Annotated in this window: 11 protein-coding genes and 3 tRNA genes; 6 read left to right on the top strand and 8 right to left on the bottom strand. The window is 67.8% G+C overall.

The genetic code is table 11. The features are described 5' to 3' along the window. Window positions 1-73: 73 nt before the first annotated feature. Together E3T34_RS06920 and E3T34_RS06915 are read right to left on the bottom strand one after the other, a co-directional pair. Window positions 74-146, bottom strand: a tRNA-Arg gene (locus tag E3T34_RS06920). 48 nt (window positions 147-194) lie between these two features. Continuing rightward, window positions 195-1,565: an MFS transporter gene (locus tag E3T34_RS06915; protein WP_134342550.1), complete on the bottom strand. Its 1,371-nt coding sequence runs from the start codon at window positions 1,563-1,565 to the stop codon at window positions 195-197. Between the two features lie 105 nt (window positions 1,566-1,670). Between E3T34_RS06915 and E3T34_RS06910 the strand changes: the two genes are divergently transcribed. From E3T34_RS06910 to E3T34_RS06890, 4 genes are all read left to right on the top strand, one after another. After that, window positions 1,671-2,405, top strand: a complete 735-nt coding sequence (locus tag E3T34_RS06910; protein WP_104099160.1) for a flavodoxin family protein — start codon at window positions 1,671-1,673, stop codon at window positions 2,403-2,405. Window positions 2,406-2,467: 62 nt separating this feature from the next. Next, window positions 2,468-2,620, top strand: coding sequence for a carboxylesterase family protein (locus E3T34_RS16930; RefSeq protein ID WP_134342576.1), 153 nt, complete (start codon window positions 2,468-2,470; stop codon window positions 2,618-2,620). Window positions 2,621-2,731: 111 nt separating this feature from the next. After that, window positions 2,732-3,451: a carboxylesterase family protein gene (locus E3T34_RS06895; protein ID WP_166785848.1), complete on the top strand. Its 720-nt coding sequence runs from the start codon at window positions 2,732-2,734 to the stop codon at window positions 3,449-3,451. Window positions 3,452-3,746: 295 nt separating this feature from the next. Then, window positions 3,747-5,282 (top strand): HNH endonuclease signature motif containing protein, encoded by a 1,536-nt coding sequence (locus tag E3T34_RS06890; protein WP_134342547.1) that lies wholly within the window; start codon window positions 3,747-3,749, stop codon window positions 5,280-5,282. A 138-nt stretch (window positions 5,283-5,420) separates the two neighbouring features. On the opposite strand, the gene E3T34_RS06885 is transcribed toward E3T34_RS06890, so the two are convergent. The 5 genes from E3T34_RS06885 to serS all read right to left on the bottom strand — a co-directional run bounded on the left by E3T34_RS06885 (window position 5,421) and on the right by serS (window position 9,170). Beyond that, a tRNA-Ser gene (locus E3T34_RS06885) sits at window positions 5,421-5,511 on the bottom strand. 89 nt (window positions 5,512-5,600) lie between these two features. Next, window positions 5,601-6,845 (bottom strand): LCP family protein, encoded by a 1,245-nt coding sequence (locus E3T34_RS06880; RefSeq protein ID WP_104099894.1) that lies wholly within the window; start codon window positions 6,843-6,845, stop codon window positions 5,601-5,603. 41 nt (window positions 6,846-6,886) lie between these two features. Then, window positions 6,887-6,971: transfer RNA gene (locus E3T34_RS06875), tRNA-Ser, on the bottom strand. A 121-nt stretch (window positions 6,972-7,092) separates the two neighbouring features. Then, entirely contained in the window at window positions 7,093-7,905 is an 813-nt protein-coding gene (locus E3T34_RS06870) for an HAD family hydrolase (RefSeq protein WP_134342546.1), read from the bottom strand. Beyond that, on the bottom strand, window positions 7,902-9,170 hold the full coding sequence (gene serS, locus E3T34_RS06865) for a serine--tRNA ligase (RefSeq protein ID WP_104099896.1): 1,269 nt from the start codon (window positions 9,168-9,170) through the stop codon (window positions 7,902-7,904). Before serS ends, E3T34_RS06870 begins: the two co-directional genes overlap by 4 nt. 48 nt (window positions 9,171-9,218) lie before the next feature. Between serS and E3T34_RS06860 the strand changes: the two genes are divergently transcribed. Further along, window positions 9,219-10,214, top strand: a complete 996-nt coding sequence (locus tag E3T34_RS06860) for a diacylglycerol kinase family protein (RefSeq protein WP_134342545.1) — start codon at window positions 9,219-9,221, stop codon at window positions 10,212-10,214. A 40-nt stretch (window positions 10,215-10,254) separates the two neighbouring features. On the opposite strand, the gene pheA is transcribed toward E3T34_RS06860, so the two are convergent. Next, entirely contained in the window at window positions 10,255-11,196 is a 942-nt protein-coding gene (gene pheA / locus E3T34_RS06855) for a prephenate dehydratase (RefSeq protein WP_104099898.1), read from the bottom strand. Window positions 11,197-11,232: 36 nt separating this feature from the next. Between pheA and pgm the strand changes: the two genes are divergently transcribed. Further along, a complete protein-coding gene (gene pgm / locus E3T34_RS06850; protein WP_104099899.1) occupies window positions 11,233-12,849 on the top strand; it encodes a phosphoglucomutase (alpha-D-glucose-1,6-bisphosphate-dependent) in 1,617 nt (538 codons plus the stop codon). Window positions 12,850-12,899: the final 50 nt, after the last annotated feature.

Here is a 12,899-nt window from a genome sequence, read left to right as displayed (position 1 = left end):
TCGGGTTCCGACGCCCGTGCATTTCGGACAAACAGGAAACCCCCGCAATCTGCTGATTGCGGGGGTCCAGATGTGCGCCCGAAGGGATTCGAACCCCCAACCTTCTGATCCGTAGTCAGATGCTCTATCCGTTGAGCTACGAGCGCAGGCTGCCCAGAGCTAAGTACTCTCTGACAACTTGAAAACTATAGCAGTTATTCGGGGTGCTCCGGCGCGAGAACCGGACCCGAGGTGCGGATTCCGAGCCAGGAGGCGAGCCCGCCGGCGAACATCAAGCCCGCGACGACGACCATCACGCGCTGGAATCCCGGAACGTCGAGCGTAGTTCCGATGATCGTGCCGGCCAGAGCCACCGCGACTAGACCGGCCACCCGGGCGACGGCGTTGTTGATGGCCGAGCCGATGCCGGCCTGCTCGGGCCGGATGGAGCCGAGGACCGCGGAAGTGAGCGGCGCCACGGTGATGGCCAGGCCGAGGCCGATCACGACGACGGCCGGCACGACCTGCGACCAGAGCGCGATCGGCGGCACCGCCCCGAGTAGCAGCAGGAATCCGGCTCCTGCCACCATCGGGCCCACGGTCATAAACGCGCGCGGTCCGTAGCGGCCGGCCAGGGTGCCGAACAGGGTCGCGAAGAGCAGGAGCATGGCGGTCGCCGGGATGCCGGCGAAACCGGTTACGGTCGCCGAGAAGCCGCCGACCTGCTGCAGATAGAGCGTGAACACGAAGAAACCGAGGCCGAGGGCGGCGTAGAAACCGACCGTAGCGATGTTACCGACGCCGAAATTGCGGATCTTGAACAGGCTCAGGGGCATCATCGGATGCGGCGCGCGCGCCTCCCACCAGAGGAACCCCGCGAAGGCCAGCAGCCCGACGACAAGCGGCACGAACACGACCGGGCTGGCCCAGCCCAGCCGCCCCTGCTCGATCAGGGCGAAGACCGGACCGCCCAGCCCGAGCGCGGCCAGGCCGGCGCCCCACGCGTCGATGGGGGCCGCCGGACGGGTGCGCACCGGCTCGTCCAGGCCGGCCAGCAGCACCAGGGTAACCATGATGGGGATCACGTTGAGCCCGAAGATCAGGCGCCAGCTGAGCGTGTCCACCAGGATGCCGCCGAGCACCGGACCCATGATGCCCGCGATGCCCGTCCAGCCGGTCCAGGCCCCGATCGCTCGAGCCTGCGCCGCCCCCGAGAACGTCGAGGTGATGAGCGCCAGGGAGCTCGGCACGAGCAGAGCCGCCGCCACGCCCTGCAGCACTCGGGCCAGCACGAGCGCACTCCCCCAGGGTGCGACCGCGCACGCCAGCGAGGTGATCCCGAACCAGACCAGTCCGATTCGGAGCACCCGCACCCGGCCGAACGTGTCCGAGAGTGACCCGGCCACGAGGATCAGGGCGCCCAATGACAGCAGGTAGCCGTCGACCGCCCATTGTTGCAGCACCAGACCGCCGCCGAATTCCCGAGAAATCGCCGGCAGCGCGACCGTGACGATGGAGCCGTCCAGGAACGCCACGAACGACGCCAGAATGGCCACGATCAACACCCGATGCTCTCTGGAAATCACTCTCCCAGTTAACCCGATTCGCGGCCCGATCGAAGGCCCGATCCGGAGGGCGCGGGCCCCGGTGTGGCCCTAGACGAGGTCTGGGGCAGGTGCAAAACTGACGCCATGACCGCGATCCGCAACACCCAGGCATCCTTCGAATACGCCGGCCTTCGGGCCCTGTTCATCAATTGCACCCTCAAACGAAGCCCCGAAATCAGCCACACACAGGGCCTGATGAACCTCAGCATCAACCTGATGCACGAGCAGGGCGTCCACGTCGAAAATATCCGGGCCATCGACCACGACATCGCCTCGGGCGTCTACCCCGACATGACCGAACACGGCTGGGCGACGGATGCCTGGCCCGCCCTGTTCGACAAGGTGCGCGCCTCCGACATCGTCGTGATCGGCGGGCCGATCTGGCTCGGCGACAACGGCTCGGTCACCAAGCGCGTGATCGAACGGCTCTATGCCATGTCGGGGGAGCTGAACGACAAGGGTCAGTACGTCTACTACGGCAAGGTGGGCGGGGCCGTCATCACCGGCAACGAGGACGGCGTGAAGCACTGCGCGTCGAACGTGCTCTATAGCTTGCAGCACATCGGCTTCACGATTCCGCCGGCGGCCGACGTCGGCTGGATCGGCGCGATCGGTCCGGGCCCGAGCTACCTGGACCCGGGTTCCGGGGGGCCGGACAGTGACTTCACGAACCGCAACGTGACCTTTATGACCTGGAACCTGATGCACCTGGCCGCAATGCTGAAGGCAAACGGCGGCATCCCCGCCTACGGGAACCTCCGCGCGGAGTGGGACGAGGGCGAGCGGTTCGGATTCCAGCCGAACCCGGAGTACCGATAGCGGCGTCGACGCGCCCGAAGTGAGGACACCATGACCGCGACCCCGCGCGAGGTGGCGTCGGCCTGCCCGCGGAGCCGCTTGCAGGTGCGGGTCACCGGCGGGATCGTGCGCGGCGTGGACGACAATGGCATTCGGCCTGGCGCGGCATCCCCTACGCTGCGCCACCCGTGGGCGAGCTGCGGTTCCGGGCCCCGCGGCCAGTGAGGAGTGCCTGAGTGTCAACGTGCTTCGGCCGGCGTCGGCGTCGCGTAGACGGCTGGGCCGCCCGGTGATGGTCTTTATCCACGCTGACCACCGCCGCGGTAGCCGACCTGACCCAGGCGGCCGTGGCGCTGCAGGCGCGCACGCCGGATGCCAGCCCGGGCACCTTCTGCCTGATCCCGGTGATCGACGTGGATTTCCTGCCCGAGCGGCCGCTCGACGCCTTCCGTCACGGGACCGCGCACCGGGTGCCGCTGATCATCGGCACCAAAGAGCGGGAGGGGTCGCTGTTCCGGGGCCGGGTGGACATCCTGCCGAAGTCGCCGACGCGTATCGCGGCCATCTTCGACCACGCCCCGGTGAGCCCGCACGACGCGATGCGCTCCGTCTACGCGAGCCTGCCGGCGAAACAGTCGTCGTCGGACTGCGGCGGGGATTTCGTGTTCTGGTATCCGGGCCTGCAGATCGGTGACTTCCACTCCCGGGTCGCGCCGGTCTATACGTACCGGTTCGACCTGGTCCCGCGGCTTAAGCACACGCTGGGCATCAGCGCCACACACGGAATCGAGCTGTTCGCCCTGTTCGACCACGTCGACGGCCCCACGGCCCGGGCCCTGACCCTGCTCGGCGGGCGGGAACTCTTCATCAACGCGGGCGATCGGATGCGCCTGCACTGGCTTCGCTTCGCCTGCACAAGGCGGCCCGACGACACCTGGCCGACCTACTCGGAAACCGACCGGCTGACTCTGAGACGAGGTCGGTCGCATCGAACCGGATCCGCGAGGAGAGCGGCGGGCGGTCTGGCAGGAGTTCCTGCCGAACTTCTAGCGGGTAGCGGCGGTTGAGCCCGTCGGCGTGAGCTCCCCAGTTGAGCTCCCCGGTTGAGCTCCCCGGCATTCCTGCGCCGGCCCCCGGCCGAACGAATTCGACGGAGATTTTGCTCAGAACCGGCCCAGAACATCCGTTTGGGCTCGAAATCGGTAAAATCTCCGTCGAATTCGTTAGGAAGCCCGCGGTGCCTGAGGGGCGCACCGACGGATGCGCGTGGTCGGCCAACCACGGCACCGCGCCGACCGAATTATTTTCTATACTCGTTCAGAACCTCTTGACTTGTTATTAGTACACATCTACTATTAAGGCATGGCTGGAGCCCCCACTCCGCACCACCCCACCGCCTCACCGCAGGCGGTGCCGTCCCTCGCGCAGGCACCCCTCGCGCAGGCACCCCGTGCACAGTCACCTCTCGTGCAGCAGTTGCAGCAGGCCCGTGATCTGGCCGCGGCCGCGCTCGACTCGGTCTCTTTCTCGCTCCTGGGCGAGGCGGACGCGATGATGGTGCTGGGCACGGTCGAAGACCTCGGCCGCCGGGTCGATGCGGCCAGGGTCGCCTCCGCCGCTGACATTTCGGTGCGGTCCCGCCGCATCCTGGGCCATGAGTCCCTGGCGTATAAGAACGGGGCCAGCAGCGGCATCGACCTGATCACTCGCCTGACCCGCGTCTCTTCCCGGGAGGCGAACCGGCGGGTGCGCCTGGGCGAGAACGTGACCCCGCGCCGGGCGGGCACCAGCATGTTGCCGCCCTACTACCCGGCCGTGGCGGACGCCCTCACCGCCGGGGACCTCGGCGTGGACGCGGCCGAGAACATCGTCACCGCCCTCGACCTGGTCGCGGCCCGCGTCGCGCCCGACGACCTCGGCACTGCCGAACGTGCCCTGGTGGCCAGTGCGACCGGCGCCGTCACCGACGAAACCCGCGGCCTGCCCGGCGAGGGGTTCGCGTTCCCTGCGGACCTGGTGCGGGGCATGGCGGGGCAGTGGCAGGCTCGCCTCGATCCCGACGGCACCGCCCCCAACGAGCCCGTCGCCGAGGCCCGCAGCACTGTCGGCTTCGGGCTCTTCCGTGACGGCCTTTACCCGCTCCGCGGCGGAGTCACGCCGGAGCTCCGCGGCATCATGAACGCCATCTTCGACACGTATCTCTCCGCCCACGCGGCGCCCAAGTTTCCGACCGAAGAAGAACAAGCGCGCATGGCGGCCGGGCAGCTGATCCCGGGGGCGGAGGCCGCGGCCCTCAGCGACGACCGTAATGGTGGTCAGAAACGCGCCGACATCCTCCGTGGTGTGTTCGAAGCCGCCACCCGTGACGCGGGGACCCCGACCATGGGCGGCGCCGCCCCCACCGTCATGATCCACGTCAACCAGGCCGACCTTACCGCCGACCATGGGGTGGGCTGGATCGACGGCGTCGAAGCGCCGATCTCGCTGACAAGTGTGAAGCAGGCGCTCTGCGCCGGCGGATTTCAGGAGATCCGGTTCGGGCCGCACAACGAGGTCCTCAGCCTCAGCACCGAGAATCGCTTCTTCAACCGGGCCCAACGCCGCGCCATCAGCGCCCGCGACGGCGGCTGCACCATCCCGGGGTGCACCGTGCCCGCCGCCTGGTGCGAAGTACACCACGTCACCCCCTGGCACCGCGGCGGAAAAACCGAGATCGACAACGGGGTCCTGCTGTGTTGGTACCACCACCACAGCATCGACACCTCCGGCTGGAACATCCGCATGATCCGGGGCAAACCCGAAGTCCGGGCACCCTACTGCTACGACCCCACCCGCACCTGGCGGCCTGGGGGAGGGGACCGGTTGGGGGCTCGACAGGCTCAACCAACGTTGGCGTGATTTTTCGGGATCGGGTCACCAAATGGCTCAGACACGGACGTTGGTTAGAGCCTCCGGAATCGAGTCACAGGTGCGTTCCGGGACAGAAAAACCCCCGCACCAAGTGAGAAAAACCGGGATGCGGAGGAACGAGAAGCGCGGAGACGGTGGGATTTGAACCCACGGTACCCCGTGAAGGGTACTCCACCTTAGCAGGGTGGTGCACTAAGCCGTACTATGCGACGTCTCCTTGGGGTCTGCAGCGCAAACCCACGTAGGCAAGCATAACGGTACTGACGGCATCCGCACGAACCGAGGACTGCGGGCGCCGCCCGGAGACTACTGGTCCTCGAGCGACCGGCCTGCAGAGCAGGTGACGTCTCCGGCGGTCTGGCCCTGGACTGAATCGGAAAGCACTGCGGTCGGGGGCGTCGCGGCCGGATCCGGGACCGGTGCGGCCGGATCGGTCGTGGCATCGGGATCCGGGATCGCAGCCGGGTCCTCCGCAGCCGGGTCTCCGGCCAGTTGGAGCGAGTCGTCATCTTCGACGGCGGTGAACAGGTCGTCGAAGTCCGGCTGGATGGGTTCCACGCCGCCGTCAACATTGCCGGTCGGGGCCTGCACGAAGACCACCTTGCTGAGGTCGATGTCCTTCAGGGCCACGGCGATCGACGCCAGGGTGGAGACGTCGTTGAGACTCGTGGACAGGTTCATGTTGGCCGTGACGGCCTTGGCCAGCGAGTACACCTTGACGGGATCGGAGAGTGTGGACGCACTCTTCACGGTTCGTACGAGGGAGGAGAGGAACACCTGCTGGTTGCTGATCCGCGTCAGGTCGCTGCCGTCGCCGACGCCGTGGCGGGTGCGCAGGAACTGCAGCGCCTCCAGACCCTCGAGCGTGTGCATTCCGGCCGGAAGGTAGGTGTTCGTGTACTCGTCTTCGATGTCTTCGGCGACACAGACCGGCACGCCGCCGACGGCCGTCGACATGGCCATGACGCCGTCGAACTGCACCTCTGCCGCGTAGGGGATGCTCAAACCGGTGAGCTTCTCGACCGTGAGCACGGTGCAAGCCAGGCCACCGTAGGTGAGCGTGGTGTTGATTTTCTGGCTGCTCATCGCGTCGAAGGTGCCGCCAGCAGGGTCCGGGCACTCGGGGATGGGAACATACATGTCCCGGGGGAAGCTGATCACGGAGGCGTTGGTGTGGTCTTCGGAGATGTGCAGCAGCATGGTGACATCGTTGAGGTCGCCGGTGGAATCCTCCGGCCCGAACGAGGCATCCTGACCCTTTCGGCTGTCACTGCCGACCACCAGCAGGTTCACGCCGCCCGGGATCGCATCGATCTTGGGGGCGGGACCCTCGGTCTCGTTGGCCAGGGGCACGCTCTCCTGCACACTCGACGCGACATCGTAGGTCGCGATCGCGGCGACGGATGCACCACTCACGAGCAGCACGGCCAGTGACGCGGCGAGCACCTTGGCCACGGTCACGAACGGGTTGGAGCGGCGCAGCCGGCCATGGCGGGCGATGGTACTGAGCTTCTTCGATCGTGTCGAGCGGGGGCGTAATTCGTCGCTCACTCAGGTCCCTTCGTTTGTGCAGGTCGTGCAGAATCGAGGTGCGGAGGGCGTGGGATTCGAACCCACGAGACATCTCTGCCCACCAGTTTTCAAGACTGGCTCCATCGGCCGCTCGGACAGCCCTCCCGGTTCGCTGCCCGCGGCGCTGGTATAACACGCGGTCGCGGACTAACGAATACCGACCGATTCTAGCCGCTTGCAGGCTCACCACAGTGCCAGAGGATGCTGGCAGCGGGCTGGGCACCGCCTACAGGCTGCTCAGAACGAGCGCGAGCCCATCTTCGTGAACGGCGCCGGTGATCTCGCCGGCCGCCGCGAGCACCTCGTGCGGAGCCTGCCCCATGGCCACTCCCCGACCCTGGACCGACGCCCACTGCAGCATCTCGATGTCGTTGCGCCCGTCGCCGACGGCCATCACGCGGCTCCGCGGAATCCCGAACTCGGCGCGCACCCGCTCCATGGCGGTGGCCTTGTTCACGCCGTCGGGGGCGATATCGAGCCAGGCAGTCCAGCCGATCGCGTAGCTCACCCGGTTCAGCCCCATCCGGTCGACGATCTGAAGAAAATCCTCCATGTCGTGGTCAGGCGAGATGACGACCACCCGGGTGGCGTCCTGGCGCAGCAGATCGTCGAACTCGACGTGCTCGCTATCCAGCCCGATCGTGGCATCCGGGAACGGCTCCGTGTAGCGGTAGAAGCCGCGCTCGTCTTCGACGGCGTACCTGGCACCGACCAGGTGCGAGCGGATCTGCATCAACACATCGGTCGGATCGAAGGTCTCGACCCATTCGCGCCGGTACCCGGTGGGGGAAGCCGGGTCGCGGTGCAGGGTGATCGCACCGTTCGAGCAGACCACGAAGCGCGGGGTGATGTCCAGGCGCTCGAGCACGGGGAGCGTGGTGGCGGACGAGCGCCCGGTGGCGAGCATGACCTCATGACCGGCCGCGGCGAGCCGCCGCACCTGGTCGAGGACGCCGTCGCTGATCGTGCCATTCTCGTGCATGGTGGTGCCGTCGACGTCGAGGGCCACCAGCCAGGGGGCATCCGTCGGCGTCGTCATGCGCCCACCGGCCGAATGACGTCGAGGCCGCCCAGCCAGGGGCGCAGCGCCTCGGGGATGAGTACCGAGCCATCCGCTTGTTGGTGCGTTTCGAGCAGGGCCACAATCCAGCGGGTCGTCGCCAGGGTGCCGTTGAGGGTTGCGACCGGCGTGGTCTTGCCCGACTCGGTGCGGTAACGGATATCGAGCCGGCGCGCCTGGTAGGTCGTGCAGTTGCTCGTGCTGGTCAGTTCGCGGTAGGCGTTCTGGGTGGGGACCCACGCCTCGATGTCGAACTTGCGGGCGGCGCTGGAGCCGAGGTCGCCGGCGGCCACGTCGATGACGCGGTAGCTGAGGCCGAGCGCCTGGAGCATGTCCTCCTGCAGGGCGACGAGGCGGTCGTGCTCGGCCTCGGCATTCTCCGGCAGCACGTAGGTGAACATCTCCAGCTTGTTGAACTGGTGCACCCGGATGATGCCGCGGGTGTCCTTGCCGCCCGAACCGGCCTCGCGCCGATAGCAGGTGGACCAGCCGGCGTAGCGGAGCGGTCCGCCGGACAGGTCCAGGATCTCGTCCGAGTGGTAGCCGGCGAGCGCGACCTCGCTGGTGCCGGTGAGGTAGAGATCGTCGGCGGGGAGGAAGTAGACCTCGTCGGCGTGCTCGCCGAGGAACCCGGTGCCGTCCATGATCTCGGGCCGCACCAGGGTGGGCGTGATCAGGGGGATGAAGCCGGCCGCCAGCGCCCGGTCGAGCGCCATGTTCATCAGCGCGATCTCGAGGCGGGCGCCGATGCCGCGCAGGAAGTAGAACCGGGCGCCGGACACTTTGGCCCCTCGGGCCATGTCGATGGCACCGAGCAGTTCGCCCAGCTCGAGGTGGTCGCGCGGCTCGAAGTCGAAGGCGGGCACGGCGCCATGGGTGCGGAGGGTGACGAAGTTCTCTTCACCGCCGGCCGGTACGCCGTCGATGACGGGGTTCGCGAGGGTGCGCACGACCGCGGTGAACAGCGCCTCGGCCTCGCTCGAGGCGGCCGCGGCGGACTTGACATCGGCAGCGAGGCTCTGTGCCTGGGCGACGAGGGCCTTCTTCTCCGCGGGAGGCGCGGAGGCCACTTGCTTGCCGAACTGGTTCTGGGCGGCACGCAGCGCCTCGAACGCCCGGATAGTGGCGCGACGCTCCGCGTCGGCGGCGAGCGCGTCGTCGACCGCCTCGACCGACGCACCGCGCGCTTTCTGCGAACGCTTGATGAGGTCAGGATTCTCTCGCAGCAGCACAGGATCAATCACCGAATCAGTCTACAAGCGCATGGTCCGGCACCTTGCTAGCCTTACCGCGTGGATACTTCCGATCAACCGACAGTTGTTCGGCGGGCGGCAATCGTCTACAACCCCACCAAAGTCGACCTGGACCGCCTGCGGGCGAGCGTGGCCCGCGCGGAGACCGCGTCGGACTGGGCCGGCTCGCTCTGGCTCCCGACCGCCGCGGACGACGCCGGCAGGCAAGCCGCCCGGCTCGCCCTGGCGAAGGGTGCGTCCCTGGTGCTCGTGGCGGGCGGCGACGGCACGATTCGCGCGATCGCCGACGTGCTCCGTGGCTCCGGTGTGCCCCTGGCCATCGTGCCCCTCGGCACCGGCAATCTGCTGGCCCGCAACCTGGGCCTGCCGCTGTCGAACCTTGACGAGGCCACCATGGTTGCCTTCACGGGCGGAAACAAGCCGATCGACGTGGGTGTGGCATCCGTGCGCACCGACGACGGCGCCCTGGCCGACCACGTCTTCCTCGTGATGGCGGGCATCGGCATCGACGCCCAGATGGTCGTGAGCACGCGGCCCGAACTGAAGCGGGCGGTGGGCTGGCTGGCCTACGTCGACGCCGTGGCGCGCGTGCTCCCCCGGGTCAAGCCGTTCCAGATCCGGTACAGCCTGAACGGGCGCCCGCACCGGCCGGCGCACGTGAGCACCATCCTGATCGGCAATTGCGGCCTGCTGCCGGGAAATATCCAGATTCTGCCGAATGCCCGCCTCGACGACGGCATCCTCGACATCGCCATGCTGCAGCCCAAGGGTGTGCTCGGCTGGCTCACAATCTGGCGCCGGGTGACGTGGGAGAACGGCGTTCTGCGCCGCTCGGCGGCCGGGCGTCGCATCATCGAGCGAACCGAATCGACCACTGCACGGGTGCTGACGACGCTGCACGCCGCCGATATCCGGATCGTGCTGGTCGAGGCGCAGGAGTTCGAGGTGGACGGCGACGCGCTCGGCCCGGTGCGCTCGGTGTCCCTGCGCACCGACCCTGCCGCCCTCGTCCTGCGGGTTCCTGTCGCGGCCTGAGGGCCGGGCCGGGCTGGACTGGGCTGGGCTGGTGGGACCGTCAGACCGCGGGCTCGCCGAGCAGGCCGCGCAGCCAGGCGCGCGCACCGATGAAAACGTTGTCGTTGTAGCGCGAGGTGAACTCGATCGGCTGCTTGTCGGCCCGCGGGTACGAGCCGAGGAAGATCACCTGGGGGCTGAACCGGCGCAGGCCGAGCAGCGCGTCGGCCACGCGTTCGTCGTGGATATGACCGTCGGCATCGATCACGAACCGGTAGCGCCCCAGGGCGTCGCCGATGGGGCGCGACTGGATCAGGCTGAGGTTGACGCCCCGGGTGGCGAACTGCTCGAGCATCTCGAGCAGGGCGCCTGAGCGGTCTTCGGGCAGCTCCACGATCAGGCTGGTCTTGTCGGCGCCAGTGCGGGGCGGCACGGTGGTGGTTCGGCTGACGAGCACGAAGCGGGTGACCGCGTTGGCGTTGTCGCCGATACTGCGGGCGAGCACGACCACATCGTGGTGCTTCTCGATGCCGGGCGGAGCGATGGCAGCATCCGCCTGCCCTGATTCGACCAGCGACGCGGCGGCGGCCACGTTGCTCGACGCCGGAAGGTGGCCGTGGTGCGGCAGATTGGATTCCAGCCAGCGGCGGCACTGCGCATAGGCGACCGGATGCGCGTTGACGATCTTCACATCGGCCAGCGCGGTGCCCGGGCGAGCCACCAGGACGAAGTTCACCGGAACCAGGTACTCGCCGATGATGCGCAGGTCGGGCACGCTCGCGAGTGCATCCTGCGTGGCGGACACGCCACCGTCGACGGAGTTCTCGATCGCGATCATCGCGGCCACACTACGGCCGGACACGACGTCGTCGAACGCCTCGCCGACATTGTTCACGGCCCGCCACGGCTTGCCCTGGGCTTCGACGACCTGGGTGAGGGCTGCCTCGGTGAAGGTGCCCGTCGGCCCGAGGAAGCTGTAGCTGACATTGCGCGACTCGGACATGCAGATCAGCCTAGTTGCAGTGCAAGACTGGACACTATGAACGAACGCGCGGGCACAGCGGCCCTGGAATCTGACCTTGTCGATGTCGAAGCGCTGGTGAAGGCGTACTACGACCTGAAACCGGATGTCACGGTGCCAGGCCAGCGAGTGGCCTTCGGCACCTCCGGTCACCGAGGGAGCTCCCTCAACACGGCCTTCAATGAAGACCACATCATCGCGACCACGCAGGCGATCGTTGAATTCCGCGCCATGCAGGGCATCACCGGGCCGCTCTTCATCGGCACCGACCCGCACGCCCTGAGCGCGCCAGCCTATACGACCGCCCTCGAAGTGCTCGTCGCGAACGGCGTGCGCGTGCTGGTCGACGAGTTCGACGACTATGTGCCTACTCCGGCCCTCTCGCACGCGATCCTGGCCTACAACCGGGCCGGGAACAGCGACGAGGCCGATGGGATCGTGGTCACCCCGAGCCACAACCCGCCCTCCGACGGCGGCTTCAAATACAACCCACCGCACGGCGGACCGGCCGACAGCGACGCCACCTCGTGGATCGCCGCCCGGGCCAACGAACTCATCGCCGCCGGGCTCAATGATGTCAAAAAGAGCGAGCCCAGCGCGGTCGAGACCTACGACTTCCGCGGTGGGTACGTGAATGACCTTGAGAACATCATCGACATGGCCGCCATCAAGGCCAGCGGCATTCGTATCGGAGCCGACCCGCTCGGCGGCGCGAGCGTGGGCTACTGGGGTGCGATTCGCGACCGCTACGAGCTCAACCTGACCGTGATCAACCCCCACGTCGACCCCACCTGGCGCTTCATGACCCTGGACTGGGACGGCAAGATCCGGATGGATCCGTCGAGCCCGTCCGTGATGGCATCCGTCGCCGCCCACAAGGACGAGTTCGACATCGTCACCGGCAACGACGCCGACGCCGACCGGCACGGTATCGTCACCCCCGACGGCGGGCTGATGAACCCGAACCACTTCCTGGCCGTGGCCATCGACTACCTGTACAGCCACCGCGAAGGCTGGCGGGCGGATGCCGCGATCGGCAAGACGCTCGTCTCCTCCACCATGATCGACCGCGTCGCGGGTTTCCTCGGCCGCGACCTCTGGGAGGTGCCGGTCGGATTCAAGTGGTTCGTTCCGGGCCTGATCGACGGCTCGGTCGCCTTCGGCGGCGAGGAGAGCGCCGGCGCCAGCTTCGTGCGCTTTGACGGAACCGTCTGGACCACCGATAAAGACGGCATCCTGCTGGCCCTGCTCGCCTCGGAGATTCTCGCCGTGACCGGCAAGACGCCCAGCCAACGCTACGCCGAGCTGGCCGAGCACTTCGGCGACCCGGCCTACGCTCGCGTGGACGCGGCCGCGACGCCCGCCCAGAAGGCGCAGCTGTCCAAGCTCGACGGAGCCGCCATCACGGCCACCGAACTCGCCGGCGAGAAGATCATCGCCAAGCTGAGTCACGCTCCCGGCAACGGTGCGGCAATCGGCGGCGTCAAGGTCGTCACCGAGAACGCCTGGTTCGCGGCCCGGCCGAGTGGCACCGAGGACGTTTACAAGATCTACGCCGAGTCCTTCACTGGCCCGGAACACCTGAAGCAGGTTCAGATCGAGGCCAAGGCCATCGTCGACGGCGCCATCGCCTGACGCGTCTGGTCCGGACCGGCTTGACCACCGCGGCGGTCGAGCCTGTCGGG

This window comes from Cryobacterium sp. TMT1-62, from assembly GCF_004403145.1.
GTDB lineage: Bacteria > Actinomycetota > Actinomycetes > Actinomycetales > Microbacteriaceae > Cryobacterium > Cryobacterium sandaracinum.
This window is presented reverse-complemented; position numbering and strand designations above follow the sequence as displayed.

Excerpts from the sequence above, each read along its gene's own strand:
- E3T34_RS06910 (WP_104099160.1), top strand. The coding sequence starts at position 1,671 with ATGACCGCGATCCGCAACACCCAGGCATCCTTCGAATACGCCGGCCTT.
- pgm (WP_104099899.1), top strand. The coding sequence starts at position 11,233 with ATGAACGAACGCGCGGGCACAGCGGCCCTGGAATCTGACCTTGTCGAT.
- pheA (WP_104099898.1), bottom strand. The coding sequence starts at position 11,196 with ATGTCCGAGTCGCGCAATGTCAGCTACAGCTTCCTCGGGCCGACGGGC.
- E3T34_RS06890 (WP_134342547.1), top strand. The coding sequence starts at position 3,747 with ATGGCTGGAGCCCCCACTCCGCACCACCCCACCGCCTCACCGCAGGCG.
- E3T34_RS06870 (WP_134342546.1), bottom strand. The coding sequence starts at position 7,905 with ATGACGACGCCGACGGATGCCCCCTGGCTGGTGGCCCTCGACGTCGAC.